The 26,761-nt window shown below is 66.0% G+C and carries 28 protein-coding genes; 20 read left to right on the top strand and 8 right to left on the bottom strand.

All coding sequences use genetic code 11. The features are described 5' to 3' along the window. Positions 1–87 precede the first annotated feature (87 nt). The 5 genes from VFG17_RS05140 to VFG17_RS05160 all read left to right on the top strand — a co-directional run bounded on the left by VFG17_RS05140 (position 88) and on the right by VFG17_RS05160 (position 4,266). Positions 88–915 (top strand): glycine zipper 2TM domain-containing protein, encoded by an 828-nt coding sequence (locus VFG17_RS05140; protein ID WP_325028390.1) that lies wholly within the window; start codon positions 88–90, stop codon positions 913–915. Then, positions 873–1,058: a hypothetical protein gene (locus VFG17_RS05145; protein ID WP_325028391.1), complete on the top strand. Its 186-nt coding sequence runs from the start codon at positions 873–875 to the stop codon at positions 1,056–1,058. The genes VFG17_RS05140 and VFG17_RS05145 overlap by 43 nt, the downstream gene beginning before the upstream one ends. Before the next feature lie 104 nt (positions 1,059–1,162). Continuing rightward, positions 1,163–1,681: a hypothetical protein gene (locus VFG17_RS05150; RefSeq protein ID WP_325028392.1), complete on the top strand. Its 519-nt coding sequence runs from the start codon at positions 1,163–1,165 to the stop codon at positions 1,679–1,681. Positions 1,682–1,840: 159 nt separating this feature from the next. Next, complete coding sequence (locus VFG17_RS05155; protein WP_325028393.1) at positions 1,841–3,691, top strand: gamma-glutamyltransferase family protein; 1,851 nt, start codon at positions 1,841–1,843, stop codon at positions 3,689–3,691. 140 nt (positions 3,692–3,831) lie between these two features. Continuing rightward, complete coding sequence (locus VFG17_RS05160; protein WP_325028394.1) at positions 3,832–4,266, top strand: PilZ domain-containing protein; 435 nt, start codon at positions 3,832–3,834, stop codon at positions 4,264–4,266. Positions 4,267–4,270: 4 nt separating this feature from the next. Here the strand turns inward: VFG17_RS05160 and VFG17_RS05165 are convergent, their stop codons facing one another. Further along, positions 4,271–4,663: a helix-turn-helix domain-containing protein gene (locus tag VFG17_RS05165; RefSeq protein WP_325028395.1), complete on the bottom strand. Its 393-nt coding sequence runs from the start codon at positions 4,661–4,663 to the stop codon at positions 4,271–4,273. Positions 4,664–4,778: 115 nt separating this feature from the next. Here VFG17_RS05165 and VFG17_RS05170 point away from each other — a divergent pair, with 115 nt between their 5' ends. The 4 genes from VFG17_RS05170 to VFG17_RS05185 all read left to right on the top strand — a co-directional run bounded on the left by VFG17_RS05170 (position 4,779) and on the right by VFG17_RS05185 (position 7,953). After that, positions 4,779–5,522: an SDR family oxidoreductase gene (locus VFG17_RS05170; protein WP_325028396.1), complete on the top strand. Its 744-nt coding sequence runs from the start codon at positions 4,779–4,781 to the stop codon at positions 5,520–5,522. Between the two features lie 70 nt (positions 5,523–5,592). Then, entirely contained in the window at positions 5,593–6,843 is a 1,251-nt protein-coding gene (gene rlmN / locus VFG17_RS05175; RefSeq protein WP_325028397.1) for a 23S rRNA (adenine(2503)-C(2))-methyltransferase RlmN, read from the top strand. Positions 6,844–7,082: 239 nt separating this feature from the next. After that, positions 7,083–7,541 (top strand): outer membrane protein, encoded by a 459-nt coding sequence (locus tag VFG17_RS05180; protein WP_325028398.1) that lies wholly within the window; start codon positions 7,083–7,085, stop codon positions 7,539–7,541. A gap of 88 nt (positions 7,542–7,629) precedes the next feature. Continuing rightward, the gene (locus VFG17_RS05185; protein WP_325028399.1) at positions 7,630–7,953 is read left to right on the top strand and encodes a YnfA family protein; all 324 of its coding nucleotides are present in this window, start codon (positions 7,630–7,632) and stop codon (positions 7,951–7,953) included. Here VFG17_RS05185 and VFG17_RS05190 read toward each other — a convergent pair. Next, a complete protein-coding gene (locus tag VFG17_RS05190) occupies positions 7,950–8,663 on the bottom strand; it encodes an arylesterase (protein WP_325028400.1) in 714 nt (237 codons plus the stop codon). The genes VFG17_RS05185 and VFG17_RS05190 overlap by 4 nt on opposite strands. A 17-nt stretch (positions 8,664–8,680) precedes the next feature. Here VFG17_RS05190 and VFG17_RS05195 point away from each other — a divergent pair, with 17 nt between their 5' ends. Together VFG17_RS05195 and VFG17_RS05200 are read left to right on the top strand one after the other, a co-directional pair. Continuing rightward, positions 8,681–9,382 carry an ABC transporter ATP-binding protein gene (locus VFG17_RS05195; RefSeq protein ID WP_325028401.1) on the top strand — a complete coding sequence of 234 codons (702 nt, stop codon included), beginning with the start codon at positions 8,681–8,683 and terminating at the stop codon, positions 9,380–9,382. After that, entirely contained in the window at positions 9,383–11,884 is a 2,502-nt protein-coding gene (locus tag VFG17_RS05200; RefSeq protein WP_325028402.1) for an ABC transporter permease, read from the top strand. Here the strand turns inward: VFG17_RS05200 and VFG17_RS05205 are convergent. From VFG17_RS05205 to thrS, 3 genes are read right to left on the bottom strand one after another with little or no spacing between them, the layout of a single operon-like run. Next, positions 11,881–12,642, bottom strand: coding sequence for a sulfite exporter TauE/SafE family protein (locus VFG17_RS05205; protein ID WP_325028403.1), 762 nt, complete (start codon positions 12,640–12,642; stop codon positions 11,881–11,883). The two genes, VFG17_RS05200 and VFG17_RS05205, sit on opposite strands and share 4 nt — an antisense overlap. Then, the gene (locus tag VFG17_RS05210; RefSeq protein ID WP_325028404.1) at positions 12,639–13,496 is read right to left on the bottom strand and encodes a metallophosphoesterase; all 858 of its coding nucleotides are present in this window, start codon (positions 13,494–13,496) and stop codon (positions 12,639–12,641) included. The genes VFG17_RS05205 and VFG17_RS05210 overlap by 4 nt, the downstream gene beginning before the upstream one ends. Next, on the bottom strand, positions 13,493–15,496 hold the full coding sequence (gene thrS, locus VFG17_RS05215; protein WP_325028405.1) for a threonine--tRNA ligase: 2,004 nt from the start codon (positions 15,494–15,496) through the stop codon (positions 13,493–13,495). Before thrS ends, VFG17_RS05210 begins: the two co-directional genes overlap by 4 nt. A 290-nt stretch (positions 15,497–15,786) precedes the next feature. On the opposite strand from thrS, the gene VFG17_RS05220 reads away from it, so the two are divergent. The 8 genes from VFG17_RS05220 to VFG17_RS05255 all read left to right on the top strand — a co-directional run bounded on the left by VFG17_RS05220 (position 15,787) and on the right by VFG17_RS05255 (position 19,906). Then, positions 15,787–16,164: a VOC family protein gene (locus VFG17_RS05220; RefSeq protein ID WP_325028406.1), complete on the top strand. Its 378-nt coding sequence runs from the start codon at positions 15,787–15,789 to the stop codon at positions 16,162–16,164. 71 nt (positions 16,165–16,235) lie between these two features. Next, positions 16,236–16,490, top strand: coding sequence for a DUF6356 family protein (locus VFG17_RS05225; protein ID WP_325028407.1), 255 nt, complete (start codon positions 16,236–16,238; stop codon positions 16,488–16,490). Continuing rightward, on the top strand, positions 16,487–17,251 hold the full coding sequence (locus tag VFG17_RS05230; RefSeq protein ID WP_325029079.1) for an alpha/beta hydrolase: 765 nt from the start codon (positions 16,487–16,489) through the stop codon (positions 17,249–17,251). Before VFG17_RS05225 ends, VFG17_RS05230 begins: the two co-directional genes overlap by 4 nt. Positions 17,252–17,295: 44 nt before the next feature. After that, complete coding sequence (locus VFG17_RS05235) at positions 17,296–17,733, top strand: thioesterase family protein (RefSeq protein ID WP_325028408.1); 438 nt, start codon at positions 17,296–17,298, stop codon at positions 17,731–17,733. A 9-nt stretch (positions 17,734–17,742) separates the two neighbouring features. After that, positions 17,743–18,180, top strand: a complete 438-nt coding sequence (locus tag VFG17_RS05240) for a VOC family protein (RefSeq protein ID WP_325028409.1) — start codon at positions 17,743–17,745, stop codon at positions 18,178–18,180. 10 nt (positions 18,181–18,190) lie between these two features. Further along, on the top strand, positions 18,191–18,598 hold the full coding sequence (locus VFG17_RS05245) for a VOC family protein (RefSeq protein WP_325028410.1): 408 nt from the start codon (positions 18,191–18,193) through the stop codon (positions 18,596–18,598). A 68-nt stretch (positions 18,599–18,666) separates the two neighbouring features. Next, positions 18,667–19,395 (top strand): hydroxyacylglutathione hydrolase, encoded by a 729-nt coding sequence (gene gloB, locus VFG17_RS05250; RefSeq protein WP_325028411.1) that lies wholly within the window; start codon positions 18,667–18,669, stop codon positions 19,393–19,395. Positions 19,396–19,459: 64 nt separating this feature from the next. Continuing rightward, complete coding sequence (locus VFG17_RS05255) at positions 19,460–19,906, top strand: hypothetical protein (RefSeq protein WP_325028412.1); 447 nt, start codon at positions 19,460–19,462, stop codon at positions 19,904–19,906. 175 nt (positions 19,907–20,081) lie between these two features. Here the strand turns inward: VFG17_RS05255 and VFG17_RS05260 are convergent, their stop codons facing one another. From VFG17_RS05260 to VFG17_RS05270, 3 genes are read right to left on the bottom strand one after another with little or no spacing between them, the layout of a single operon-like run. Beyond that, positions 20,082–21,929 carry an AMP-dependent synthetase/ligase gene (locus VFG17_RS05260; RefSeq protein ID WP_325028413.1) on the bottom strand — a complete coding sequence of 616 codons (1,848 nt, stop codon included), beginning with the start codon at positions 21,927–21,929 and terminating at the stop codon, positions 20,082–20,084. 49 nt (positions 21,930–21,978) lie between these two features. Further along, a complete protein-coding gene (gene ggt / locus VFG17_RS05265; protein ID WP_325028414.1) occupies positions 21,979–23,667 on the bottom strand; it encodes a gamma-glutamyltransferase in 1,689 nt (562 codons plus the stop codon). Between the two features lie 41 nt (positions 23,668–23,708). Further along, positions 23,709–24,779 (bottom strand): quinone-dependent dihydroorotate dehydrogenase, encoded by a 1,071-nt coding sequence (locus tag VFG17_RS05270; protein ID WP_325028415.1) that lies wholly within the window; start codon positions 24,777–24,779, stop codon positions 23,709–23,711. An 82-nt stretch (positions 24,780–24,861) separates the two neighbouring features. Between VFG17_RS05270 and VFG17_RS05275 the strand changes: the two genes are divergently transcribed. Continuing rightward, positions 24,862–26,688 carry a DUF885 domain-containing protein gene (locus VFG17_RS05275; protein ID WP_325028416.1) on the top strand — a complete coding sequence of 609 codons (1,827 nt, stop codon included), beginning with the start codon at positions 24,862–24,864 and terminating at the stop codon, positions 26,686–26,688. Positions 26,689–26,761: the final 73 nt, after the last annotated feature.

Raw genomic sequence — 26,761 nt, forward strand, 5'->3', positions numbered from 1 at the left:
CACGGTTAACGGAATCGCGAACGAGCGCTAATTTTGCTAACAAACTGTTAACCAATCGGTTCGGGCCGAGGGAGCAGGGAGCTAGTCATGCGCACGTTCGTGTTGTTGGGGATGGCCGCAGGGTCGTTGTTGCTGGCGGGCCATGCGCGCGCCGAACAGCCTGCGCTCGATTATGGCGTTCCCGCTGATCCCGATACGCGCGTCTACACCGGCTATCCCGACCGCGTGCCGAGCGAGGTCGACTATCGCACCGTGGACGGCACCTACGACGCCGAGGGCCGCTGGACCGGCACGTGGGACGGTACATATGAAGCGCCCGACGGCCGCGTCTACGAAGGCCGCTACGAGGGCACGGTCGAGGGCCATGGCGCCGGCTATCCGCCGCCGCCCGCCTATGATCCATATTATAGCGGCGGGTACGACCCGCGTTACGAAGCGGAAATGGAACGCCGCTGTGGCCGGGGGGGCACAGTGGGCGGCGCGGTTGTCGGCGGGCTCGTGGGGGGTATCGCCGGCAACCGCATTGCCGGCCGCGGCGACCGCACCGCGGGCACGCTGATCGGCGCCGGGGTGGGCGCGCTCGCTGGCTCGGCGATCGGCAGCGCCGCGGACAGGCGGAAATGCGAACAATGGTGGTCGAGCCGTAGCACCCGCTATCAGGGTGGCTATTATCAGGGCGGTTATTACCCCGGCGGCACTTCGACGACCTATCATCATGGCGGTTATGGCTATGGCTACGGCTATTACACGCCCGGCGTCGTCGTCACGACGATCATCAACGGCGCCCCGGTCGTGACCGAGACGGTCGAGACGTCGACGCGCACCTATTATGAAAATGTGCCGGTGCGGAAACGCTATGTCGCGAAGAAGAAATGGAAACCGAAACGCAAGCCTGTGCCGCGCTGCGTCTGCTGAAGCGTCGTGAGATAGGTCTGGTCACCTATTATCTGGTCTCAAGGCCCGTCATCGATCCGATGGCGGGCCTTTCCTTTTACCGCCCGCGCTTTGTCACTCCGCGCAAAGGCTCGCCAGATGAACGCCAGCAAAACCAAGGCTGAACGCCAGATAAGCGCCGGGTTCAGCGCCGCGTCACGGCCGGCCCGCTAAACCATCCTCAACAGGCCGCCGCATGCCGCCTGCGCTTGTTTGAGGAGACCGAACCATGGCTATCAAGACCAACCTGACCAGGGCCGCAATTGGTGCGGCCACCGCCGGCGCGATGCTGATGAGCGCCGCCCCCGCCGCCGCGCGCGACCGCTATGACCGCGACGGGATCAGCGCGGGCGAAATCATCGCCGGCGCCGTCGTCCTCGGCGGTCTCGCCGCGATCCTGTCGAGCGGCGACAACGACCGCTACGACCGTTATGACGACCGCTATCGTTATGACGATCCGCGCTACGGCTATGGCTATAATTACAACCGCTATGGCAACAGCCGCAGCGCGATCAGTCAGTGCGTCAACGCCGTCGAACGCGGCAGCCGCCGTTACGGCCGCACCGACGTCACCGAAGTGACCGACATCGACCGCAAGCGCGACGGATACAAGGTGAAGGGCCGTGTCGTCGTGCGCGACGGCTACGGCGGTCGCTGGGGTCGCGGCGGCTATTATGATCGCGGCAAGTTCAGCTGCGACGTCCGCTATGGCCGTGTCCGAGACATCGACTTTTCGGGCCTGCGCTAAGCCCTGAACCTATCACCTTCCGGCCCGCCCGTGCTCCGCATGCGGCGGGCCTTTTGTTACCCCCGACACCCGCTTTACCGTATCGGATACCGATTCCGGCCTTGCCATTGCGGGTATATCCCGCAAAATCGGGCTTTTCCTGAGGGGGATCCGAAACCCATGCGCCGCCGTACACTCCTTGCCGCCGTCCCCGCCGCCGCGCTGTTGCCGACAGCGGGCCTCGCAGAGGGTCCGAAGCCCAAGGCCGCGCCCGCCGCGCCAAAGTCGGACGCCGCGACGCCGCCGGTCTGGGAAGAAGGCGCCGACCGGTTCGTGCGCCCCGACGTCCACAGCGGCGACCGCCCCGTCGGCGCGAGCTTCGCGTCGCGCACAGCGGCTTATGGTCTCAGCGGCGCGGCGGGCACCGCGCATCCGCTCGCGACGCAGGCGGGGATCGACATTCTGAAGCGCGGCGGGTCGGCGGTCGATGCCGCGATCGCGATCAACGCGTGCCTCGGCCTGCTCGAGCCGACCGCGAACGGCATCGGCGGCGACGTCTATGCGATGATCTGGGACCCGAAAACCAAGAAGCTCGCGGGGCTCGCGGGATCGGGGAAGAGCCCGCGCGGGCTCGACCTCGCGACCGTGCGCAGCCGCGCCAAGGGCGGCACCCTGCCCGCCTATGGTGCGATCAGCGTGTCGGTACCGGGCACGGTCGACGGCTGGTGGACGATGCACCAGCGTTACGGCAAGCTGCCGTGGAAGGACCTCTTCGAGCCCGTCATCGCGCACGCCGAGGCGGGGGCGCCGGTCCCCGACATGATCGCTTATTATATCCGCCGCAGCCTCGCCGGTTTCCGCCAGCCAAGCCGTGGGATCGAGGAGGTCGACAATGCGCTGCGGACCTATGGGCTGAACGACGGCAAGGGGCCGGCAGCGGGGCAGGTTTTCCGCAACCCCGACCTTGCGCGCACCTTCCGCCTGATCGCCGAAGGCGGGCGCGACGTCTTTTACGAAGGCGAGATCGCGCGTACGATCGACGCCTATTTCAAGCGGATCGGCGGCTGGCTGCGCTACGAGGATCTCGCCGCGCACAAGTCCGAATGGATCGAGCCGCACAAGACCGGCTATCGCGGCACCGACGTCTATGCGCTCGGCGCGAACACGCAGGGGATCGCGACCCTGCAAATGCTCAATATCCTCGAGCATTTCGACCTGAAGGGCGCGGGCTTCCAGTCGGCGCTGTCGATCCATCTGCAGGCCGAGGCGAAGCGCCTCGCCTATGAGGATCGCGCGCGCTATTATGCCGATCCGCATTTTTCGAACGTGCCGGTCGAATGGCTGATTTCAAAGGAATATGCGGCCGAACGCGCGAAGCTGATCCGCCCCGACCGCCTGCTGTCGCCCGTGCATCCGGGGCAGGCGCCGAGCCACGGCGACACGACCTATTTCAGCTGCGCCGACAAGGACGGGATGATGGTGTCGATGATCCAGTCGAACTTCCGCGGCATGGGGTCGGGGCTGGTCGCCGACGGACTGGGCTTCATGTTCCAGGATCGCGGGCAGTTGTTCAGTCTGCAGGACGGGCATCCGAACATCTATGCGCCGGGCAAGCGGCCGTTCCAGACGATCATCCCGGGCTTTGCGGCGCGTGGGCAGGTGCCGTGGATGAGCTTCGGCGTGATGGGCGGCGACATGCAGCCGCAGGGACAGGCGCAGATCATCATCAATCGCGTCGACTATGGGCTCGAAATCCAGTCGGCGGGCGACTCGCCGCGCTGGCATCATGAGGGATCGTCCGAAACGATGGGCGAGGATTCGCCGGACCTCAGCCCGAACGGCATGTTGCGGCTCGAAAGCGGCGTGCCCGAGGCGACCCGCCGGAAACTCGCCGATATCGGCTGGACGCTGGGCGAACCCGATGGCGGGTTCGGTCGCTATCAATGCGTCGAGCATCGCATGGACGGCGACACGCGGGTCTATGCCGCGGCGAGCGAGATGCGTGCCGACGGGTGTGCGCTGGCCTATTGAGGCGCGCCGACAGCAATATAATTCTGCATAATTATCAAACACGATATACGAAAATTTACCTTCCCTGTTTAGGACTGGCGCCCGGGACCAAATGGATAACCGTCCGAGGTGGGAATCGGGCGGCAAATACTGAGTCGCGCATGTCGAATTCCGAGGCCTCCCCTGCCTCATCAACCCCGGAGGAAAAGCGCCAGCCGCGGCAGTCGCGGCTGGTCAAGGCGGCGCTCGCCTGCCAGCGGCTGGGCCGGTTCGACGTCACGCTTCGCAACGTCTCGCTGACCGGAATCGGCGGTCAGGGGCCCCATATCCTGCAGATCGGGGAGCGCATGACGGTGTTCATGCCTGGTCACGAACCGATGCTGGGGACGGTGCGCTGGGTCGCGGGCACGCGCTTCGGCATCCAGACCGACCGCGAGATCGAAACCATGCGCCTGCGCGCTGCGCACAACGACCAGATCGCCGCCGCCGACAGCATGGCCGAGTTCCAGATCATCCCCCCGCCGCGCGTCGACACTTGGCGCCCCGGCCTCACCCGCGCCACCGGCGTGCCGGGGCAATTCGGGCGGAAACGATAAGGCCCTACCCCCGCGCGTCGAAGGCCGATCGCGCCTTTTCGATCCGGTCGAGATTGGTCTCGGCCCAAATCCAGACCCCGCAAAAGGCTTCGCCCAGACTGTGGCCCAGATCGGTCAGGCAATATTCGACCTTGGGCGGAACCACCGGATGCACCGTCCGCACCAGCAGACCATCGCGCTCCATCGCGCGCAACGTCTGGGTCAGCATCTTCTGGCTGATCCCGGGAACGAGCCGCGACAACTCGGTGAAGCGGCAGGTTCCATGATCCTCCAGTTCCTCGAGAACGAGCAGCGTCCATTTGTCGGCGACTCGGCCGATGAGTTCGTTGACGAGCATTTCGACGCGCGGATCGATGGGCGCATGCGGATCATATGAAATTTTTTCGGCGGCGGGCATGGTAGAAATTCCAATTCTCTCTTTTTGGTAACTATGGCACTTTCAGGTGCCTTCTTTCCTTTGGAGAGTGTAGGAATATTTAAGCCTTCTCACCACCCCCAAAAGGAGAAGCGCCATGAAGACCAGCGGCAACACCATCCTCGTCACCGGCGGCGGCTCGGGCATCGGGCTTGCGCTCGCCCAGCGCTGGCACGACGCGGGCAACAAGGTCATCGTCACCGGACGCAACGCCGCCAAACTCGACGCGGCGATCGCCGGACGCCCGAACATGTCGGCCATGTCGTTCGACGTCACCGACGCCGATGCCATCGCGGCCTTCGCGAAGGAAATCGTCGCGAAGCATCCCGACCTCAACATCCTCGTCAACAATGCCGGCATCATGAGCGCCGAGGATGCGAGCGCGAAGCGCGACCTGGCGCATGCCGAAACGACGGTCGTCACCAATATCCTCGGCCCGATCCGGCTGATCGACGCGCTCGTCGACCATCTGGCGGCACAGGCGGACAGCGCGATCGTCAACGTCACCTCGGGCCTCGCCTTCGTGCCCTTCCCCAAGGCGCCGACCTATTCGGCGACCAAAGCGGCGATGCACAGCTATTCGGTCGCGCTGCGCGTCCAGCTCGAGGGCCAGGTCGAGGTGATCGAACTCGCGCCGCCCGCGGTGCGCACCGACCTGACTCCCGGCCAGTCGACGCGCGAGCATTATATGCCGCTCGATGACTTTGCCGACGAGGTGATGGCGCTGTTCGCGCAGGAACCGACGCCCGAGGAAATCCTCGTCCAGAACGTCCTGCCGCTTCGCACCGCCGAGGCGAACGGCACCGTGCCGCAGATGCTGGCGATGCTGAAGTCGCTGTAATCGGCCAAAAAGGGCCGTTTGTCGCCGGGACTGGCGCAAACGGCCCTTTGCCACTATATGGCCGCGCATCATGCAGATTCCCGGCCATATCGATCCCGTCACGACGGGCACCGTTCCGCTGCGCGGCGGCAACCGCATCGACCTTGTCGGGCTGACGCGCGACGCGATCGGCGGCGTGCTCGTCGATGCCGGTCTCGACGCGAAGGCGGCGAAGCTGCGCGCGAAGCAAATCTGGCACTGGATCTATCACCGCGGCGTCACCGATTTCGAAGCGATGACCGACATCGCCAAGACGATGCGCCCTTGGCTGACCGACCGTTTCATCATCGGCCGCCCGACGGTGCGCGAGGCGCAGGTGTCGAGCGACGGCACGCGCAAATGGCTGCTCGCCGCCGCCGACGGCCAGGAATATGAGATGGTCTTCATCCCCGACGCCGATCGGGGAACCCTGTGCGTTTCGAGTCAGGTCGGCTGCACGCTCAACTGCCGTTTCTGCCACACCGGCACGATGCGGCTCGTACGCAACCTCGCCGCGGGCGAGATCGTCGGGCAGGTGCTGCTCGCACGCGACGCACTCGGCGAATGGCCGAAGGGGACGATGGCCGGCTTTGGCGCCGATCCCGAAGATGACGATGCCGACGAGGATGCCGCCGGACACTACACCGCCGACGGCCGGATGCTCACCAACATCGTGATGATGGGCATGGGCGAGCCGCTCTATAATTTCGACGAGGTCAAGGGCGCGCTCAAGATCGTGATGGACGGCGACGGACTCGCGCTGTCGAAGCGCCGCATCACGCTGTCGACGAGCGGCGTCGTGCCGATGATGGCGCGCGCGGGCGAAGAGATCGGGGTCAATCTCGCGGTGTCGCTCCACGCGGTGAACAAGGAAATCCGCGACGAGATCGTGCCCTTGAACCGCAAATATGGCATCGAGGAATTGCTGCAGGCGTGCGCCGACTATCCGGGTGCGAACAACGCGCGGCGCATCACTTTTGAATATGTGATGCTGAAGGACAAGAACGACAGCGACGCGGACGCTCGCGAGCTCGTCCGGCTGATCAAGCATTATGGTCTGCCGGCGAAGGTCAACCTGATCCCGTTCAACCCCTGGCCCGGCGCGCCTTATGAATGTTCGACGCCCGAGCGGGTGCGCGCGTTCAGCAGCCTGATTTTCAAGGCCGGCATCTCCGCCCCGGTGCGCACCCCGCGCGGGCGCGATATCATGGCGGCGTGCGGACAGCTCAAGAGCGCCGCGACCAAGCCAACACGCGCCGAACTCGACCGCATTGCCGAGGAAAAGCAGGTCGCGCTCGGTTAAACCAAGCGCATTCCGCCCCGCTGGGCAACGATCACCCGACAGTACAACCGCAGTTACCCGCCAATTTTCGCGGATCGCGATCGCATACCTATTCTATACCGTGTGGTAAAAATAACACAGGTAAGAAAATTGTCATATTCTGAACGATCCATTCATTGAAGCGACAGGCGCGAACGCCATTTAGGGGGCCGGTCGCGACCCAAAGGGCGTGACCCGATTGAAAGCAGAAGGAAAACAACATGAAGAAATTCGCAGTTGCAGCCGCTCTCCTGACGGCCATCGTTGCAACCCCCGCCATGGCTGCCGAAGGCGGCGAAGCCCGCGTCGAAGTGCGCGGCGGCTACATCACCGGCAGCGGTTTCGACGACGCGACGCTCGGCATCGCCGGCGGCTATGATTTCGACCTCGGCTCGACCGCGTTCGGCGGCGCCGAAATCGCCGGCGACAAGGTGCTGGTCGACGGCGCCGATGTCCAGTTCTCGGCTGGCGGCCGTCTCGGTGCCAAGGTCGGCGCCGCGGGCAAGCTCTATGCCAACGCCGGCTACACCTTCGGCCAGATCGACGATCCGTATGTCGGTGCCGGTTACCAGCACAAGCTGACCCAGAATGTCTACGCCAAGGCCGAATATCGTCATCAGTTCATCGAGAACTTCAGCGACTTCGACACCTTCGCGGTCGGCGTCGGCCTCGCTTTCTGATCCGTTCGGAACAGCGAAACGAAACAAGAAGGGGCGGCCCGCCGGGTCGCCCCTTTTCTTTTGTCCGCGATCCGGCCACGGTGCAGCGATGACCGCATTGGCATATATCGGCGCGGCGCTCGCGGAGATCGCGGGCTGCTTCGCCTTCTGGGCGTGGCTGCGGCTCGACAAGTCGGTGTGGTGGGTCGTGCCCGGAATGGCGTCGCTCGCGCTGTTCGCCTGGCTGCTCACGCTCGTCGATGCCGAACATGCCGGGCGCACCTATGCCGCCTATGGCGGGGTCTATATCGTCTCGGCGCTGCTGTGGCTGTGGGCGGTCGAAGGGGCGAAACCCGACCGCTGGGACCTGATCGGCGCCGCCATATGCCTCGGCGGCGCGGCGATCATCCTGTTCGGGCCGCGGGGAAGCTAGCCCGCGTCGGGCAGCGCCTGTTCGACGAGCGGCGCCAGCCCCTCGGCCACCACCGTCACCCCCTTGGCATTGGGATGGAGATTGTCGCCGAGCATCAGCGCCTTGTCGGTGATCACATTGTCGAGGATGAAGGGATAGAAGCTCGCATCATATTTCGACGCGAGTTCGGGATAGATCGGGTTGAACTTGTCCGCATAGTCGCTGCCGAGGTTCGGCGCCGCCATCATGCCGGTGAGCAGCACCGGGATTTCGCGCTTCTTCAGCTCGGCGAGCATCGCGTCGAGATTGGCCCGCGTCTGGTCGGGGCCGATGCCGCGCAGCATGTCGTTGCCGCCGAGCCCCAGCACGACGAGCGCGGGCTCCGCCTTTGCATTGTCGAGCACATAGGTCAGCCGCTGGCGTCCTGCGGCGGTCGTGTCGCCCGAAACCCCCGCATTCTGGACGCGCACGACGACGCCGTCGTCGGCAAGCGCCGCCTGCAATTGCGGCGCCAGCCCTTCCTTCGGACCAAGCTGATAGCCGGCGTAAAGGCTGTCGCCGAACGCGATCACGAGCGGCGCGTCGGCCGGGATTGCAGGCGCCGTCTTCACCGCGCCCTTGTCGTTGGTCGAAGCCGGCGGCTTCTCCGCCGATCCGCACGCGGCGAGCGGTTGGCAAAGCGCGATTGCGCAACCATATATCGCGAAAGAGCGCCATCCGGCCGTTCTCATTTCAAAGGGTCCTCTCCTTGCCCGACGCCCAACGACAATCGCCGAACGCGGCGATCGCCGCCCATAATGTGACGCTCACGCTTGGAAGCGACAAGGCCCCCGTCGAAATTTTGCGCGGCGTCGACCTCGAGGTCGCGGCGGGCACTTCGGTCGCGCTGCTAGGGCCGTCGGGATCGGGCAAAAGCTCGCTGATGGCGGTGCTCGCGGGGCTCGAGCGTGCAAACGGCGGCAGCATCCATGTCGCGGGGCTCGATTTCGCGGCGATGGACGAGGACGACCTCGCGCGCGCGCGGCGCGGCCGGATCGGCATCGTGCTCCAGGCATTCCACCTGCTCCCGACGATGACCGCGCTCGAAAATGTCGCGGTGCCGCTCGAGCTCGCAGGCATCGCCGATCCGTTCGGCCGCGCCGCCGCCGAATTGGAAGCCGTCGGGCTGGGTCACCGCCTGACCCATTATCCCGCGCAGCTTTCGGGCGGCGAGCAGCAGCGCGTCGCGATCGCGCGCGCGATGGCAAGCTCGCCCGCGATCATCTTCGCCGACGAGCCGACGGGCAATCTCGACACCGCGACCGGCCAGTCGATCATCGAGCTGATCTTCGCGCGCCGCGCCGCGCTCGGTGCGACGCTGCTGATCATCACCCACGACCCCGAACTCGCCGAACATTGCGACCGCGTCGTCGTGATGCACGACGGCAAGATCGAAGAGCGGGTCGCCTAGATGCTCCCCCTCGCCTCGCTCTGGCGGATCGCGCGGCGCGACCTTGCGACGCGCATCCGCGGGCTGCGCCTGCTCGCGGTCTGCCTCTTCCTCGGCGTCGCGACGCTCGCCGCGATCGGCAGCCTGACGCGCGGCATCACCTCCGAACTCGAAGTACGCGGGCAGACGATCCTCGGCGGCGACATCGAATTCAGCCTGCCGCAGCGCGAAGCGACGGCGGGGGAGATGGCGGGCTTCCGCCGCGTCGGCGTGCCGTCGGCCACCGTGCGCTTGCGCGCGATGGCGAACGATCGCGATGGCGAGGCTTTGCTGTCCGAACTGAAGGCGGTCGACGGCGCCTATCCGCTCTATGGCACGATGCGGCTCGAGAGCGGCGCGCGCAAAGGCCCGCCGCCATCGGGCGCAATCTGGATCGGCAAGGACCTCGCCACGCGGCTCGACCTCAAAGTCGGCGAACGCGTGAAGTTCGGCGAAAAAGCGTTCTTGATAGACGGGATCATCGCCGAAGAGCCCGACCGGCTCGGCGAGGGCTTTACGCTCGGCCCCGTCGCGGTCATCGGCCTCGCCGACCTCCCGTCGACGCAGTTGATCCAGCCCGGCAGCCTTTACGAGAGCAAATATCGCGTCCGCCTGCAGGGCAGCGCGGACCCCGAAGCGGTCGGCAAGGCGCTCACCGCCGAATTCCCCGATGCGGGCTGGGACATCACCGACAGCAGCAACGGCGCGCCCGGCACGCGGCGTTTCATCGAGCGGATGGGGCAGTTCCTGTCGCTGGTCGGGCTGGCCGCGCTGGTGATCGCGGGGATCGGCGTCGGCAATGGCGTCGCGAGCTATCTCGCGGGCAAGCGCCCGGGGCTTGCAACGCTGAAAGTGCTCGGCGCCGACAGCGGCACGGTCGCACGCATCTATGGATTGCAGATTCTGGCAGTCGCCGCCGTCTCGATCGTCGCCGGCTTGATCGTCGGGGCGCTCGCGCCCGCGATCATCGGCGCGATCGCGGGCGATGTGCTGCCGGTCAAGCCGGGCGTCGCCATCTATCCGCTGCCGCTCGCGGTCAGCGCGGCCTATGGCCTGCTCATCGCGATCGCTTTCGCCCTGCCCCCGCTCGCCGCGACACGCCACGTTCCCGCCGCCGGCCTCTATCGCGCGACGGTGAGCGGCGCGGCGCGCATCGACCGGCGCACGGTGATCGCGGTCGCGGCCGCGCTCGCGGCGATCATCGCGCTCGCCGTCGGCACCGCGCGCGAGCCTTTGTTCGCGCTCGGTTTCGTCGGTGCCGCGATCGGGCTGCTCCTCATCCTCGTCGGGCTCGGCTGGCTCGTGCGCCGCACCGCGAGCCGCCTGCCGCGCCCCAAGCGCCCGCTCTTCCGCCTCGCCCTCGCGAACCTGCACCGTCCCGGCGCGGCGACCGGTGCGCTCGTCGTCGCGCTTGGGCTCGGCCTGACGCTGTTCGTGACGCTCGCGGCGATCCAGACGAGCATCACGTCCGAAATCCGCTCGACGGTGCCGCAGCGCGCGCCGAGCTTTTTCGTGCTCGACGTGCCGCGCAGCGACGCCGCGGCCTTCCGCACGATGGTCACCAAGGCCGATCCCAAGGCCGAAATCAACATGATCCCCGCGCTGCGCGGCAGCGTCACCGAATTTCGCGGCCAGCGCGTCGACGAACTCGCCGAATTGCCCGAGGGCGCATGGGTGCTGCGCGGCGATCGCGGGCTGACCTACAGCCCCGTCCTGCCCAACGGCAGCGAATTGGTCGGCGGCCAATGGTGGGCGGCCGATTACAAGGGCCCGCCGCTGGTCAGCGTCGAGCAGGAAGTCGCGACCTCGCTAGGTCTGGGGCTCGGCGACACGCTCTCGGTCAATGTGCTGGGGGTCGAGGTGCAGGCGAAGGTCGCCTCTTTCCGCACCGTCAACTGGGACAATTTCGGCCTCAACTATGTGCTCGTCTTTTCGCCCGGCACCTTCGACGCCGCACCGCACAATATGGTCGCGACCGTCGCCGTCGGCCCCGAAGCCGAAACCGCGCTGTCGCGCAGCATCCCGCGCGCTTTTCCGTCGGCGTCGCTGATCGCGGTGCGCGATGTCGTGTCGCAGGTAACGACATTGCTCACGCAGATGAGCCAGGCGATCGCCGCGGCGGCGAGCATCGCGATCCTCGCCGGTATCGCGGTGCTGATCGGCGCGATCGCCGCGAGCCGCGAGCGGCGCGTCTATGACAGCGTGATCCTGAAGCTGCTCGGCGCGACGCGCGGCCAGATATTGGGCGCACAGGGCATGGAATATGCGGTGCTCGCGGCGATCCTCGCGGTCCTCGCGCTGGGATTGGGGCTCGCGGGCGCCTGGTATGTCGTGACGCAGCTGTTCGAATTCGACTTCGCGCCCGATCCGCTGATCGTCGGGCTGACCTTGCTCGGCGGCGCGGGCCTGTCCTTCCTGATCGGGATCGCGGGAAGCTGGCCGCTGCTCTCGGCGAAGCCCGCGCAGGCTCTGCGCAGCCTCTAGTTCAGCAGGCGCACCACCGCCGACACCGCGGCGACGCCGAGCACGACCGCGACCATCGCCTGCCAGATATGCGGCGGCACGCGGCCGAAATGCCGCGCGCCGACATGGTTGCCGAGCCACATCGGCACGAACAGCAGCACCGCCATCAGGAACAGCCGCCAGGTCGCGATGCCGAGCCACAGCGACGCGAGCGTTCCCGCGATCGCGGTCATGAAAAAAATCATCAGCATCGACGCGCGCGCGACCTTCGGGTCGATCCGGCGTCGCAGGTAAAAGGGCACGACGGGCGGGCCGGGCATCGCGGCGAAGCCGGTGAGGATGCCCGACGTGATGCCGGTCCCCGCGACGGCAAGCCGCCCCGGGCGATGCCCTTCGGGCTTTTTCGGCAGCAGCACGGCGACGAAGGCGCCGACGGCGGCGAGCGTGATCAGCAGCCGGGCAATGTCGGCGGGCGTCAGGTCGAGCACATACATTCCGACCGGGGTCGTCGCCATCGCCGCGAGCCCGATCGGCAGCGCGGTCTCGCGGTCGGCGTCGGCGATGATATGCCCGATTCCGACGGGGCCGATCAGCAGTTGCAACAATATCCCCATCACCACCGCCTCGCCCGGCGGTATCAGGATGCCGAGCAGCGGCACGAGGATGATCGCCATACCGAACCCGGTCAGCCCGCGCACATAGGCGGCGCCAAAGGTCATCGCGGCCGCGCCGGCGAGCGTCAGCGGCGCGATGCCGACGAGGTGCTGGGTATCGATCATGGGCGCGGATCCTTCGGTTTCAGCGTGATCAACCACGCGTCGGGCGGCGTCAGGTAGCGGAGCGGCAAGAGGCTGGTCCCGAGCCCCGCACCGACGAAGACGCGCTGGCCCCCGTCGCTTATGTCGCCGCAGGCGAAGCGGTCGCCATAGCGCGACACATAGGTCAGCGCGCCGATGAAGGGGAAGCGTATCTGGCCGCAATGCGTATGCCCGGCCAGAATCGCCGCGACCGGGCGCTTCACCGCCGGCACAATGTCGGGGCTATGCGACAGGATGAGCGGGATGCCGGGGCCCAGCCGGTCCATCGCGGCGAGCGTCGCGGGCACGTCATCATGTCCCGAATGTTCGTCATCGACCCCGCCGACGATCAGCGGCCCGAGCTTGACCGCCTCATTCTGCAAAACGCGAAGCCCATGCCGTTCAAGCGCGCCGCGCAATGCATCGGGTTCGAACCAGTGATCGTGATTGCCCGGCGCGACCACGACGCCGAGCGGTGCTTTCAGTCCGCCGAGCGGCGCCACCACCTCGTCGGCGGTGTATATGTGGGTCGCGATCCGCTTCTCGCTAACGAGATCGCCGGCGACGAGCACAACGTAAGCCTTCAGCCGGTTGAGGTCGCCGACGATGCGCGACAGCCGTTCGGGCGGCATGTCGGGGCCGGCGACGTGCGTGTCCGAAATCAGCAAGAGCTTCAGCGGCGCCTGACCCGCAGGCCAGTCGGCGACCGCGACCGTCGCGGTGCGGACCACCGGGTCGCGCGTCGCGTTCCAATAACCCTTGGCGAGCAACAGAAGGCCGAGCAGCGCCAACAGTGCTGCCCAGCGCAGCCATCGCCGCCGCGGCTTGGTGCTCAATCCTTGAGGTCCGGCGGGGTCGCTTCGCCCTTCAGCATCGCGATCGCGTCTGCGAGCGGCATGATGCGCTGGCCGTCCTGTCCGAGCGTGCGGATCGCGACTGTGCCCTCGTCGGCTTCGCGCTTTCCGACGACGAGCAGATACGGAACCTTCGCAAGGCTGTGCTCGCGGACCTTGTAATTGATCTTCTCGTTGCGCAGGTCGCTGTCGGCACGGATGCCCGCCGCGGCGAGCTGCGCCACCGCGTCCTTGGCATAATCGTCGGCGTCGCTGACGATCGTCGCGACCACCGCCTGCACCGGCGCGAGCCAGGTTGGAAAGCGGCCGGCGAAATGTTCGATCAAAATGCCGATGAAACGCTCATAGGTGCCGAGGATCGCGCGATGCAGCATCACCGGGCGGTGGCGCTCGCCATCCTCGCCGATATAGCTCGCGTCGAGGCGTTCGGGCATCACGCGGTCGGACTGGATCGTCCCGCACTGCCACGTGCGGCCGATCGCGTCGGTCAGGTGGAATTCGAGCTTGGGCGCATAGAAAGCCCCCTCGCCCGGCAGTTCTTCCCAGCCATAATCCTCGGTCGCCATGCCCGCGCGTTCGACGGCTTCGCGAAGCTCGGCCTCGGCCTTGTCCCACATTTCCTCGGTGCCGAAACGCTTTTCGGGACGCAGCGCGAGCTTGACCGCATATTTTTCGAACCCGAGCTGGCGATAGACGCGGTCGAGCAACATGCAGAAATCGCGCACCTCGTCGACGATCTGGTCCTCGCGGCAGAAAATATGGCCGTCGTCCTGCGTGAACTGGCGCACGCGCATAATGCCGTGCAGCGCGCCGTGCGGCTCGTTGCGATGGCAGCAGCCCATTTCGGCCATGCGCAGCGGCAGGTCGCGATAGGACTTCATCCCCTGACGGAAGATCAGGACATGCGCCGGGCAGTTCATCGGCTTCAACGCCATCCACTCGGCATCGTCGGAGACGATCGGGCCTTCATCCTCGATATTCGGGATTTCGTCGGGGATGACGAACATATTCTCGCGATATTTACCCCAGTGGCCCGACTGTTCCCACTGCTTGGCGTCCATCACCTGCGGGGTCTTGACCTCCTGATAGCCCGAGCCGTCGATCGCGCGGCGCATATAGGCTTCGAGCTCGCGATAGATGCGATAGCCCTTGGGGTGCCAGAAGACGCTGCCATGCGCCTCTTCCTGCAGGTGGAACAGGTCCATCTCGCGGCCGATCTTGCGGTGGTCGCGCTTCGCGGCCTCTTCAAGCCGGACGAGATGTTCGGCGAGCTGCTTCTTGTTGAGCCAGCCGGTGCCATAGATACGGCTCAGTTGCGCATTCTTCTGGTCGCCGCGCCAATAGGCGCCCGAGACGCGCGTCAGCTTGAACGCCGCCGGGTCGAGCTTGCCCGTCGAGGCGAGGTGCGGGCCGCGGCACATGTCCATCCAGCCATCACCGCTACGATAGACGGTGAGCTCCTCGCCCTGCGGCAATTCGGCCGCCCATTCGGCCTTGAAGCTCTCGCCCTCGGCGGCCCATTTGGCGATGAGCTTGTCGCGCTCCCACACTTCCCTCGTCAGCGGCAGATCGGCGGCGATGATCCTGCGCATCTCCTCCTCGATTCTTGGCAGTTCGTCGTCGCGGAACGGGCCATGTTCGGCGGTCGGCGCGAAGTCGTAATAGAAGCCGTCGCCCGTCGACGGGCCGAAGGTGATCTGCGTGCCCGGGAAGAGGTTCTGCACCGCCTCGGCGAGCACATGCGCATAGTCGTGGCGCACCAGTTCGAGCGCGTCGGCTTCGTCGCGGCTCGTGACCAGTGCGAGCTCGGTATCGCCTTCGAACGGGCGCATGATGTCGCGAAGCTCGCCGTTGACGCGCGCCGCGAGCGCCGCCTTCGCGAGGCCGGGGCCGATCGCCGCCGCGACATCCGCCGGGGTCGAACCCGCGGGCATGTCGCGCACCGAACCGTCGGGAAGGCTGATTTTCAGCATCTCACTCATCGAAATCCGTCTTTCATCGCTTTGGTCCGCGCCATGGCACAAGGCGGCGCGCACCGGAAGGGGCCGCGTCCAGCTTTCGAAAATTCGGGTGGAAGGACGCCGCGCCACCCGAACCCGGGTGGCAGCAGGCGCGCGTTCAGGCCGCGGCCGACCGCCCCCGGCATGCGGGGGTAGTGGTGGTACGGGTCGTGATCGGCGTCCGCGTCATTCTGTCCACATAGGCGGCGCGAAAGCTTTTGTCATCATCCCCCCGCAATCTATGCTGACCACCTGACTTCAGGAGTTCGACCATGTCCGACACACCGACGCACAGCATCGCCGCTATCCTTCCGTGCAGCGACCTCGACGCCAGCACCGCATTCTATGAAATGCTTGGCCTGAAAGTCGTGAGCGACCATGGCACCTATCGCCTGCTCGCGGACGGCAAGGGCTGGCAGCTGCATCTGACGAACGAATCCGGCCCGACCTGGCCCGAACGCGACCAGAATCCCTTCGGCCTCTACCTCTACACCGAACGCGTCGCCGAACTCGCCGAACGCGTCCGCGATCGCATCCTCGAACGCGAAAAGGCGGCGACGCACAAGCCGTGGGGCATGTATGAATTCGCGCTGTCGGACCCCGACGAAACGCTGGTGCGCATCGGCTGGCCGAGCCCGATTATCGACTGAACCGCGCCGCGCCCTTGCGGCGCATGGGCTCTCCCGCTAGGGCGACGGCAGCCGGAAAGGAGCCGTCCGCCATGTTCAAGCGCCTGTTCGTCGACCACCCGAAGAGCGTCGATGAAAATTACATCGAGCATTTCGGCGTCGCGTCGAAATTCGGGGTGACGATGATCTATGGCGGCCTCTGCGCGCTCGTCCATGCGATCGTCCCCGGCTGGTGCATCACCACCGGCAGCGACACGATCCAGCGGCTCAACCACATCATGGTCGAAAAGCGGCGCGCCAAGGGGCAGGCCGTGACGCAGATGAGCACGATCGACTGGGTGATCTGATCCCGGTGGACGCCGCCCCCGATTATCTCGAACGCTCCGGCCGCCCGCGGCTCGCCTTCCGCCACACGCCGGGCGCGGGCCCCACGATCGTCTTTCTGCCCGGCTATATGTCCGACATGGCGGGCGGAAAGGCCACCGCATTATTCGATTGGGCGGCAGCCGAAGGCCATGCCTGCCTGCTGATCGATTATGCCGGATGCGGGCTGTCGGACGGGATGTTCGCCGACCAGACGCTGCTCGACTGGCGGGGCGATGTGCTCGACCTGATCGATGCGACGGTCGAGGGGCCGGTAGTCATCGTCGGATCGTCGATGGGCGGCTGGCTGATGCTGCTCACCGCGCTCGCGCTGGTGCAGCGCGACGGGCCGGCGCGGGTCGCCGGGCTCGTCGGGATCGCGGCGGCGCCCGATTTCACCGACTGGGGCTTCAGTGACGCCGAAAAGGCCATCATCCAGGCCGAGGGCGCACTGGTCGAGGAAACGCCCTACAGCGACCAGCCCTATGTGACGACGCGCGGCTTTTTCCAGTCGGGCGAGGCGAACCGCCTGCTCGACGCCGAAATCCCCCTCGCCTGCCCCGTGCGCCTGCTCCACGGACAGGAAGACGGCGACGTGCCGCCCGACATCAGCCTGCGCCTGTCGGCCGCGCTAGCGAGCGAGGACGTGCAGGTGACGCTGGTTAAGGGCGGCGACCACCGCCTGTCGCGCGATACCGACATCGCGCTGTTGATCGACACCGTCGCGCGGATCGCGACAAACTAGAAACCGTCGCGCGGCTCGCCACGCAAATCTAGAAGAGGATTCCCATGGCCCGCAGCGACTTCCGGTTCCACGTCACCAAGCGCGTCCGCTATGCCGAGATCGACGCGCAGCGCGTCGTGTTCAACAGCCGTTACCTCGAATATTTCGACATCGGGATCACCGAATATTGGCGCGCCGCGGGCGTTTACGACCGCTGGCCCGACCACAACATTCCCGAATTCCACGTCGCGCGCGCCGAGCTCGATTACAAGGTTCCGATCCTGCTCGACGAAGAGATCGACATCTGCGTGCGCGCGTCGCGCGTCGGGAAAAGTTCGATGACTTTCCTGTTCGAACTGCACGGCGCGGGCCAGGACGATCTGCGCGCCACCGGACAGCTCGTCAACGTCCATGTCGCCGAGGCGCAGGGCGCGCCGGCGCCGGTGCCGGACGAATTCCTATTCCTGTTCGAAGCGTTTGAAGCGCGGCCCCTTCGCGCCTAATATAGGCGGATGACCAAATATCTTCACACGATGATCCGCGTGTCGGATCCCGATGCCACCGTCGATTTCTTCAAGCTGATCGGGCTGGAGGAAACGCGCCGTTTCGACAATGAGGGCGGGCGCTTCACGCTGATCTTCCTCGCCGCGCCGGAACAGGGCGATGTAGCCGAGGTCGAGCTAACCTATAATTGGCCGCCCGCCGACGGCAGCGCCCCCGAAGACTATACGGGCGGCCGCAATTTCGGCCATCTCGCCTATCGGGTCGACGACATCTATGCGACGTGCCAGCGGCTGATGGACGCCGGGGTGACGATCAACCGCCCGCCGCGCGACGGCCATATGGCCTTCGTGCGCTCGCCTGACGGCATTTCGGTCGAGCTGCTCCAGGAAGGATATCTCGATCCCGCCGAGCCCTGGGCGTCGATGCCCAACACGGGTAGCTGGTAGGAAGCGCGCGATGCCGGGCCTGTTGATCAACATCGACGTGCCCGACCTCGCCGCCGCCGAGCTTTTCTACACCGCGGCGCTTGGCCTGTCCGCCGCCCGCCGGTTGGGTGACGACATCGTCGAACTGACGGGATGCGAAATCCCGATCTATCTGATCGCCAAGCCCGCCGGGTCGACGATCGGTCCCGACGACGGCGACTTTCGCCGCTACAACCGGCACTGGACGCCGGTGCACCCCGATTTCACCGTCGACGACTTGCGCGATGCGATCACGCGCACCCTTGCCGCCGGCGCGGTGCAGGAGGGCGAGACATTGGACCTGCCCTATGGCAGACAGGCGATGTTCGCCGATCCGTTCGGCAACGGATTCTGCCTGATCGAGTTCAACGAGCAGGGCTATGATGCCCTTGCGACCTGAGCAGGAGAACCAAGGCCCGCCCGCGCTCGCTCCGTCTTGAAAGGGCGAGACGCTGGAAAGGAGATACAATGGCTGCGCTGGACATCGTCCGAATTCCCGTCCTCAGCGACAATTATGTCTGGCTGGTCCATGATCCCGCCAGCGCGGCGACGATGGTCGTCGATCCCGCGGTCGCCGAGCCCGTGCTCGAAGCCGCGGCGGCCCGCGGCTGGACGATCACCGACATCTGGAACACCCACTGGCATCCCGATCACACCGGCGGCAACGCCGCGATCAAGGAGGCTACCGGCTGCACGATCACGGGCCCCGCGGCGGAATATGCGCGCATCCCGACGCTCGATGTCCAGGTGAAGGGCGGCGACAAGGTCCGGCTGGGCGACCATGTCGCCGACGTCTGGGACGTGCCGGCGCACACCGCGGGGCACATCGCCTATCATTTCGCGGACGACGCCGCGATCTTCGTCGGCGACACGATGTTCGCGATGGGATGCGGCCGGCTGTTCGAGGGCACCGCCGAGCAGATGTTCGCCAATATGCGCAAGCTCGGCGCGCTCGACGACGCGACGCGCGTCTACTGCGCCCACGAATATACGCTGTCGAACGCACGCTTCGCGGTGACGGTCGATCCCGGCAACGAAGCCCTCGCCGCGCGATTGGCGGCGGTCGAAGCCGCGCGCGCGGCGGGCGAGGCGACGGTGCCGACCAGCATCGGCGAAGAACGCGCGACCAACCCCTTTTTCCGCGCGCCCGACGCGGCCGAACTCGCGCGTATCCGCGCACTGAAGGATGCCGCCTGATGCCGCCGCTTCAGCACCCATTCATCTGCAACGACCATATTGGCCGATCTCAAGGAGCAATTTCATGGCGAAGCTGAACCTGATGGCTGCCGCGCTGTTGACCGCGGCCGTGCCGCTGGTCGCCAGCTGCGCGCCCGCCGGATCGGGCGAGCCGGGCGCCGCGGCGCTTACGCCGAAACAGGCCGAACGGCTCGACAAGCAGCTTGCGGGCAAGATTCCGGGCGAACCGATGCGATGCCTGCCGAGCTACCGCACCAATGAAACGATCCGCGTGTCGGACAATATCCTGCTCTATCGCTCGGGCGGCAACCTCGTGTATCGCAACGATCTCAAAAGCAGTTGCCCGGGTCTCGCGCGCGACAGCGACATCATGGTGGTGCGCCAGTTCGGGTCGTCGACCTGCGAAGGCGATTTCTTCCATCTGGTCGACCGGTCGAGCGGCATTCGCGGGCCGACATGCGTTTTCGGCGAGTTCGTCCCCTATCGCAAACCGGAGGGGGACAAAGGCTGAGCCGCTGGTTCAGTCGCAGGCGGGGCCCGGTTTGCGCCGAGCTCTTCGGGTCGCACCCCCGCCTGCTCATTTAAGGCGTCGCCCCCGCGAAGGCGGGGGCCGCTTACAGTTTACGCAGCGCCTAATGTGCAAGCACGACTACGGCCCCCGCCTTCGCCGGGGCAACGGCTATGCCTTATACAGCGCCGCGATCTTGTCCTCTATACAGCGCGGCGATCTTGTCCTCATAGACTTGCCTCAGCACATGGCGCCGGATCTTCATCGACGGCGTCATCTGCTCATTCTCGATGCTGAACGGCTCATCGGCGAAGTCGAACTTGCGCACCTTTTCGATCACCGAAAGCTGGCCGTTGACGCGGTCGATCGCGGTGCGGATCGCGGCGCGGAATTTCTCATGCTCGCGCAGCAGCGTCAGTTCCTTGGGCAGTCCTTCCGCCTCGGCCCATTCGGCCGCCCATTCGGGGTCGGGGACGAGGATGCCGACGAGGTGCGGGCGCTTGTCGCCATAGACCATCGCCTGCAGGATTTCGGGCTGGAGCGTCAGCATGCCCTCCACCCGCTGCGGCGAGACATTGTCGCCCTTGTCGTTGACGATCAGATCCTTCTTGCGGTCGGTGATGACGATCCGGCCCTTGTCGTCGATATGGCCGATGTCGCCGGTGTGGAGCCACGGCCCGGCGTCGGGGTCGGCGGCGTCGGCGATCAGCACACGCTCGGTCTCCGCGTCGTTGCGCCAATAGCCCTTCATGACGAGTTCGCCGCGAACGCAGATTTCGCCGTCGTCGGCGATGCGCACCTCGGTGTTCATCAGCGGCGGGCCGACGGTGTCCATCTTGATCCCCGCACTCGGGCGGTTGCAACTGATCACCGGCCCCGCCTCGGTCTGTCCATAGCCCTGAAGCAAGGTCAGCCCGATCGAGTGGAAGAAGACGCCGATTTCGGGATTGAGCGGCGCGCCGCCTGACACCAGCGCCTTCATCCGGCCGCCGAAACGCTTGCCGATCTTAGGACGGAATAATTTGTCGAGGATCAGGTCGACCGGCCGGTCGAGCAGCCCCATGCGCCGCTCATAATCCTTCTCGCCGACGCGCAGCGCCTGACCCAGCATCCAGTTGGCAAGCTTGCCCTGCTTTTCGACCGCCTTGATCATCCGCGCGCGGATCACCTCGAACAGGCGCGGCACGACGACCATGATCGTCGGGCGCGTCTCCTCGATGTTCGAGACGAGCTTTTCGAGCCCCTCGCTATAATAGATTTGCGCGCCGACCATGATCGGCAGGAACTGGCCGCCCGAATGTTCATAAGCGTGGCTGAGCGGCAGGAACGACAGGAACACCTCTTCGTCGCCGATCCCGAAGTCGTTGACCAGTACTTCGGCCGCGCCCGCGGCATTGTGCAGGATCGCGCCATGATGCTGCATCACCCCGCGCGGCGCTCCGCCGGTGCCGCTGGTGTAGATCAGGCAGGCGGTATCCTCGCGCTTGACGCCAAGTCCCCGCGCCTTGATTTCCTCGACATATGTCTCGCCGCCTTCGACGAGCGGCGCCCAGTCGTGGACCGACACCTCGCCCTGCTGACCGACGCGCAGGCTTTCCATCGTGATGACGATATGCGCCTCGGACCGCATGACCGCGGGCATCAGCGTCCGCGCGAGCTTCGCGGTCGACACGATCACCGCCTTCGCGCCGCTGTTGTCGAGGATGTGCTGGTGATCGCGTTCGGTGTTGGTCGTATAGGTGGGCACGGTGATGCAGCCCGCCGCCATGATCCCCAAGTCGGCGATGCACCATTCGGGCCGGTTCTCGCTGACCAGCACCACCCGGTCGCCTTCCTTGAGGCCGAGTTCGCGCAGATTATGCGCGAGCGCCGCGACCTGATTGGCGACCTGCCGCCAGCTCAGCGGCTGCCACGCGCGGTCGGCCTTGCGCCACAGGAAGGGATCTTCGCCGCCACGCCCCGCGCGGTCGAAGAACATCGCGACCAGACTTGGAAAATGGTCGAGATGGGGATTTGCAAGCTTCATTCTGCCTCTCTCCAGGGAGATTTATTGCGTCTGTTATATTATCATTGGGTCAATTCTGTGCCGGCGCGCCGTCGATCGACGAGCTGCCGGGGCCGCGCGGATCGGCGGCGCCCCGATAGCCCGCCGCGGTGTATTCGACGGCGTTGAGTTTCGACCCGAGCCCGGTGGCGGTGAAGCTGTAGCCGAACGGCTCCATCTTCGCCGCGATCGCTTGCCCGGCGGCATTATTCTCGATCAGCACGCCGCCCTTGCCGAAGAAGAGATTGGGCAGCTCCATCGCCGATTTCGCATCGAGCCCCCAGTCGAGCACGCCGATGAGCACCTTGGTCACGTGCATGATGATGCGTTTGCCGCCCGCCGAGCCCACCGCGAGCACGACCTTGCCGTCGGGGCCGTAAACGATCGTCGGCGACATCGACGACAGCGGACGCTTGCCCGCCTGCACGCGGTTCGCGGTCGGCACGCCGTCCTTGGTCGGCGCGAGATCGAAATCGGTGAGTTCGTTGTTGAGGAAATAGCCGTTGGCGATGAGCTGGCTGCCGAAGATGCTCTCGACGGTCGAGGTCATCGAGACGACATTGCCCGCGGCATCGACGGTCACGAAATGCGTCGTGCCCTGTTCGGGGATCGCGGGCGCGGCGGCGCGCGGCTTCACGCCCGGCGGCGTTCCGGGCTCGTAGCGGCCCGCGGCGCGATAGGGCGATATGAGCTGGCGGCGTTCCGCGAGATAAGCCTTGTCGAGTAGGCCCTTCACCGGAACATCGAAGAAATCACCGTCGCCGAGATAGGCGGCGCGATCGGCGTAGCTGAGCTGCATCGCCTCGGCGAGCAGGTGCCAGCTCATCGGATTGTCCTTGCCCATCGCCTTCATATCCCAGCCCTCGACCATGCCGAGAATGCCGAAGACGGTGGTCGCGCCCGATGACGGCGGGCCCATGCCGCAGACCTTGTAGATGCGATAGCTGGTGCAGACCGCGGGGCGCTCCTTCGCCTGATAGGCGGCGAGATCCTTCGCGGTGAGCACCGCCGCGTTGCGCGGCGCCTTCGCGACGGCCTCGCTGATCGCCTTGGCGTTGGCGCCCGAATAAAAAGCGTCGGGACCGCGCGCGGCGATGTCGCGCAGGATCGCGGCATAGGCGGGGTTCTTGAGCCGGGTGCCGACCGGCGCGGGCTTGCCGTCCACATAATAGATCGCGCGCGCGTCGGGGAAATCCTTCCACATCGGCTCGAACTCGACGAGCCAATTGTTGAGCGCGGGGGTGACCAGAAAGCCTTCCTCGGCGAGCTTGATCGCGGGCTGGAACAGCGCCTTCCATTCGAGCTTGCCCCATTTTTTGTGCGCCATTTCCATCAGGCGCATATTGCCCGGCACGCCGACCGACAGCCCGCCGGGAATGACTTCCATATAGGGACGCGGCTTGCCGTCGGGACCGAGGAAGCGGTCGGGCTTCGCCGATGCCGGCGCCATTTCGCGGCCGTCGATCGTCGAGATGCCGTCCTTCGCACTGTGATGCAGCATGAAGCCGCCGCCGCCGATGCCGCTCGATTGCGGCTCGACCAGCGTCAGCACCGCGACCATTGCGACGGCGGCATCGGCGGCGGTGCCGCCCTGATGCAAAATCTCGCGCCCCGCCTCGGTCGCGCGCGGATCGGCCGACGAGGTTACGCCCTGCGCGGTGGCGAGCGACGGGAGGGTGAAGGTGACGAGCGCGGCGAGCGCGAGGAATCTTTTCAACATGGCCGCGACATTGGCGTGGCCCTCGGGCCAACGCAACCCCGTCAGTGTGCCGTTCCCACCGCGTCCGAAACGCGCGCATAACCTTCGCGCACCGCCAGTCCTTCGAGGCCTCTTGCGATCCGCGCCGCGAGCCCCGGGCCTTCATAGACCATCGCCGAATAGATCTGGACCAGCCCGGCGCCGGCGCGAATGCGCTCCCACGCATCGTCCGCCGATGCGATCCCGCCCGCCGCGACGAGCGGCAACTTGCCGCCGCTCGCAACGTGGAAATCCTTGACGCGCCGCAGCGCCAGTTCGGCGAGCGGAGCGCCCGACAGGCCGCCCGCTTCGCCCGCGTGGCGCGAGGCGAGCGACGGCCGCTCGATCGTGGTGTTCGAGACGATGACGGCGGCCAGCCCCTTGTCGAAAGCGACCGCGACGATGTCGTCGATGTCGGCGGGTTCGAGGTCGGGGGCGACTTTCAGGAACACGGGTTTCGCCGCCCCGGCGGGCTGCGCCGCCGCGACGCCGTCGAGCAGGGCTTCGAGCGCACCCCTGTCCTGCAGCGCGCGCAGGCCGGGCGTGTTCGGCGACGAGATGTTGACCGTCAGATAGTCGGCAAGCGGCGCCATCGCCGCGGTGCCCTTCGCATAATCCGCGATGCGGTCGGCGCTGTCCTTGTTCGCGCCGATATTGATGCCGAGCGGCACCGGCAGGCCGTAGCGGCGCAGACAGCGGATGCGGTCGGCCGCCGCCGCCTGCCCGCCATTGTTGAAGCCCATGCGGTTGATCACCGCGCGGTCCTCGACCAGCCGGAACAGCCGCGGGCGCGGATTGCCCTCCTGCGGCAACGGAGTCAGCGTGCCGACCTCGACGAAGCCGAAGCCGAAGTGCGGCATCGCGTGCGCGACGCGCGCATCCTTGTCGAAGCCGGGCGCGACGCCGACGGGATTGGGAAAGTGGAGCCCCGCGAATTCGGTCGCCAGCACCGGGCTCGTCAGCGCACGCCGCGCGCGCGGCAAAGGCTGGAGTGCGTTCAGCGTCAGATTGTGCGCCGCCTCGCCGTCGGTGGCGTGGACGATCGGGCGGACGAGCGCATAGGCGGCATCGGTGAGCGAGGCGAAGAGCGACATGGCCCGCCATTGCGCCGAGCCGGGCGCTATGGCAAGCCCCCCGCGGGCCAGCATGAATGCTTGGAAAAACCGGGAGAAAATCGTGTCGCACCTTCGCCTTGCCGCCAAAATGTCCACCGGTCTGCTGCTGCTCGCCGTGGCGGGCTGCGCGCCCGCCGCGATCGATCAGGCACCCGCGACCGCCTCGACACCCGCCGCGACGACGCCCCTGGACGTGCCCGCCGGCGCCCCGCTCGCCGAATTCTTCCAGAAATATGACGAGGCGCAGCTATCGCTGTCCCCGCAGACCAAGGCCTATCGCGGGATCCGCGACGGCGATTATGGCAAATGGGACGATGTGAGCGACGAGGCCGAGGTTGCCCGGAACAAGCTGCAGCAGGCGACCGCCGCCGCGATGCGCGCGAGTTACGACCCCGCCAATCTGTCGCCCGACGACGCGCTGTCGTTCGAGCTGTTCAACGCGCAGGCCGCGCGCGAGGAAAGCCTCTTCCCCTATCGCCACCATGTTTATCTGTTCAACCAGATGCGCGGTGCGCAGAGCCAGATGCCGGCGTTCCTGATCAACATCCACCGCGTATCGAACGCCGCCGAGGCCGAGGCCTATGTCGAGCGCATCCGCGGCATGGGTCCGGTGATCGACGCGCTGACCGCGCAGTCGGCCGAGCGCGTGAAGATGGGCATCCAGCCGCCCAAATGGGTCTATGCCTATGTCATCTCGGACATTCAGAATCTGCTGAAACCCGACAATGCGCTGATCGAGGATATCACCGCCAAGGTCGGCAAGCTCGACATCGCGGCCGCGGAAAAAAACCGGCTCGTCGATGCCGCGAAGGCGGCGTGGTCGGCGAGCGCCGGCCCCGCCTACACGCGCCTGCTCGCCGAAATGAAGCGCCAGCAGCCCGGCGCACCGACCGCCGATGGCGTCTGGCGGCTGCCCGACGGCAAGGCCTATTATGAGGCGCTGCTCGCCAATTACACGACGACCGACATGACCGCGGCCCAAATCCACAACCTCGGCCTGTCCGAAGTTGCGCGCATCCACGGCGAGATGGAGGCGATCATGGCGAAGGTCGGCTTCAAGGGCACGCTGCAGCAGTTCTTCGTGCATCTGCGCACCAGCCCGCAATATTTCCATACGACGCGCGAAGCTTATCTCGCCGAGGTCGATGCGCATGTGAAAGCGATGGAAGCGCGCCTGCCCGCCTTCTTCAACACGCTCCCCAAGGCGCCGCTGCAAGTGAAGGCGGTCGAGGCGTTCCGCGAGAAGTCGGCGGGCAAAGCCTTTTACCAATCGCCCTCGCCCGACGGCTCGCGGCCGGGCACCTATTATGTGAACCTCTACGACCTTCGCGACATGTCGAAGACCGAGCTCGAGGCGCTCGCCTATCATGAAGGCATTCCGGGGCATCACCTCCAGCGCGCGGTGCAGACCGAACTCGCGGGCCTGCCGCCCTTCCGCCGCTTCGGCGGCTTCACCGCTTATACCGAGGGCTGGGGCCTTTATACCGAGGAACTCGCCAAGGACATGGGCTTCTACACCGATCCCTACAGCGATTTCGGGCGTCTCGGCATGGAGTTGTGGCGCGCGTGCAGGCTCGTCGTCGACACCGGCATCCACGACAAAAGGTGGAGCCGCGAACAGGCGATCCAGTATCTGAAGGACAACACGCCCAATCCCGACGGCGACATCGAAAAGGCGATCGAGCGCTATATCGTCTATCCCGGACAGGCGACCGCCTATCTGATCGGCAAGCTCAAGATCATGGAATTGCGCGGCCGCGCGCAGGCGGCGCTCGGCGAAAAATTTGATTTCCGCACCTTCCACGACGTCGTGCTCGAATCGGGCCCGGTGCCGCTCGACATCCTCGAACGGCGCGTCGATTTGTGGATCGCCGCGCAGCAGGGTTAAGGAAATTGACGATTGGCGCTTGACGCGCGGGGATGAAAGGCAAATGATTTACCCAGAAAAGAAAGCAGCCACC

This window comes from Sphingopyxis sp. (genome assembly GCF_035686825.1).
Taxonomy (GTDB): domain Bacteria; phylum Pseudomonadota; class Alphaproteobacteria; order Sphingomonadales; family Sphingomonadaceae; genus Sphingopyxis.

Coding starts and splice junctions, on each gene's coding strand:
- VFG17_RS05140 (WP_325028390.1), top strand. CDS start 88: ATGCGCACGTTCGTGTTGTTGGGGATGGCCGCAGGGTCGTTGTTGCTG.
- VFG17_RS05150 (WP_325028392.1), top strand. CDS start 1,163: ATGGCTATCAAGACCAACCTGACCAGGGCCGCAATTGGTGCGGCCACC.
- VFG17_RS05165 (WP_325028395.1), bottom strand. CDS start 4,663: ATGCCCGCCGCCGAAAAAATTTCATATGATCCGCATGCGCCCATCGAT.
- VFG17_RS05155 (WP_325028393.1), top strand. CDS start 1,841: ATGCGCCGCCGTACACTCCTTGCCGCCGTCCCCGCCGCCGCGCTGTTG.
- VFG17_RS05145 (WP_325028391.1), top strand. CDS start 873: ATGGAAACCGAAACGCAAGCCTGTGCCGCGCTGCGTCTGCTGAAGCGT.
- VFG17_RS05205 (WP_325028403.1), bottom strand. CDS start 12,642: ATGATCGATACCCAGCACCTCGTCGGCATCGCGCCGCTGACGCTCGCC.
- VFG17_RS05240 (WP_325028409.1), top strand. CDS start 17,743: ATGACCAAATATCTTCACACGATGATCCGCGTGTCGGATCCCGATGCC.
- VFG17_RS05170 (WP_325028396.1), top strand. CDS start 4,779: ATGAAGACCAGCGGCAACACCATCCTCGTCACCGGCGGCGGCTCGGGC.
- VFG17_RS05235 (WP_325028408.1), top strand. CDS start 17,296: ATGGCCCGCAGCGACTTCCGGTTCCACGTCACCAAGCGCGTCCGCTAT.
- VFG17_RS05190 (WP_325028400.1), bottom strand. CDS start 8,663: ATGAGAACGGCCGGATGGCGCTCTTTCGCGATATATGGTTGCGCAATC.
- VFG17_RS05270 (WP_325028415.1), bottom strand. CDS start 24,779: ATGTCGCTCTTCGCCTCGCTCACCGATGCCGCCTATGCGCTCGTCCGC.
- VFG17_RS05245 (WP_325028410.1), top strand. CDS start 18,191: ATGCCGGGCCTGTTGATCAACATCGACGTGCCCGACCTCGCCGCCGCC.
- VFG17_RS05260 (WP_325028413.1), bottom strand. CDS start 21,929: ATGAAGCTTGCAAATCCCCATCTCGACCATTTTCCAAGTCTGGTCGCG.
- VFG17_RS05200 (WP_325028402.1), top strand. CDS start 9,383: ATGCTCCCCCTCGCCTCGCTCTGGCGGATCGCGCGGCGCGACCTTGCG.
- VFG17_RS05225 (WP_325028407.1), top strand. CDS start 16,236: ATGTTCAAGCGCCTGTTCGTCGACCACCCGAAGAGCGTCGATGAAAAT.
- ggt (WP_325028414.1), bottom strand. CDS start 23,667: ATGTTGAAAAGATTCCTCGCGCTCGCCGCGCTCGTCACCTTCACCCTC.
- VFG17_RS05185 (WP_325028399.1), top strand. CDS start 7,630: ATGACCGCATTGGCATATATCGGCGCGGCGCTCGCGGAGATCGCGGGC.
- VFG17_RS05255 (WP_325028412.1), top strand. CDS start 19,460: ATGGCGAAGCTGAACCTGATGGCTGCCGCGCTGTTGACCGCGGCCGTG.
- rlmN (WP_325028397.1), top strand. CDS start 5,593: ATGCAGATTCCCGGCCATATCGATCCCGTCACGACGGGCACCGTTCCG.
- VFG17_RS05220 (WP_325028406.1), top strand. CDS start 15,787: ATGTCCGACACACCGACGCACAGCATCGCCGCTATCCTTCCGTGCAGC.
- gloB (WP_325028411.1), top strand. CDS start 18,667: ATGGCTGCGCTGGACATCGTCCGAATTCCCGTCCTCAGCGACAATTAT.
- VFG17_RS05180 (WP_325028398.1), top strand. CDS start 7,083: ATGAAGAAATTCGCAGTTGCAGCCGCTCTCCTGACGGCCATCGTTGCA.
- thrS (WP_325028405.1), bottom strand. CDS start 15,496: ATGAGTGAGATGCTGAAAATCAGCCTTCCCGACGGTTCGGTGCGCGAC.
- VFG17_RS05160 (WP_325028394.1), top strand. CDS start 3,832: ATGTCGAATTCCGAGGCCTCCCCTGCCTCATCAACCCCGGAGGAAAAG.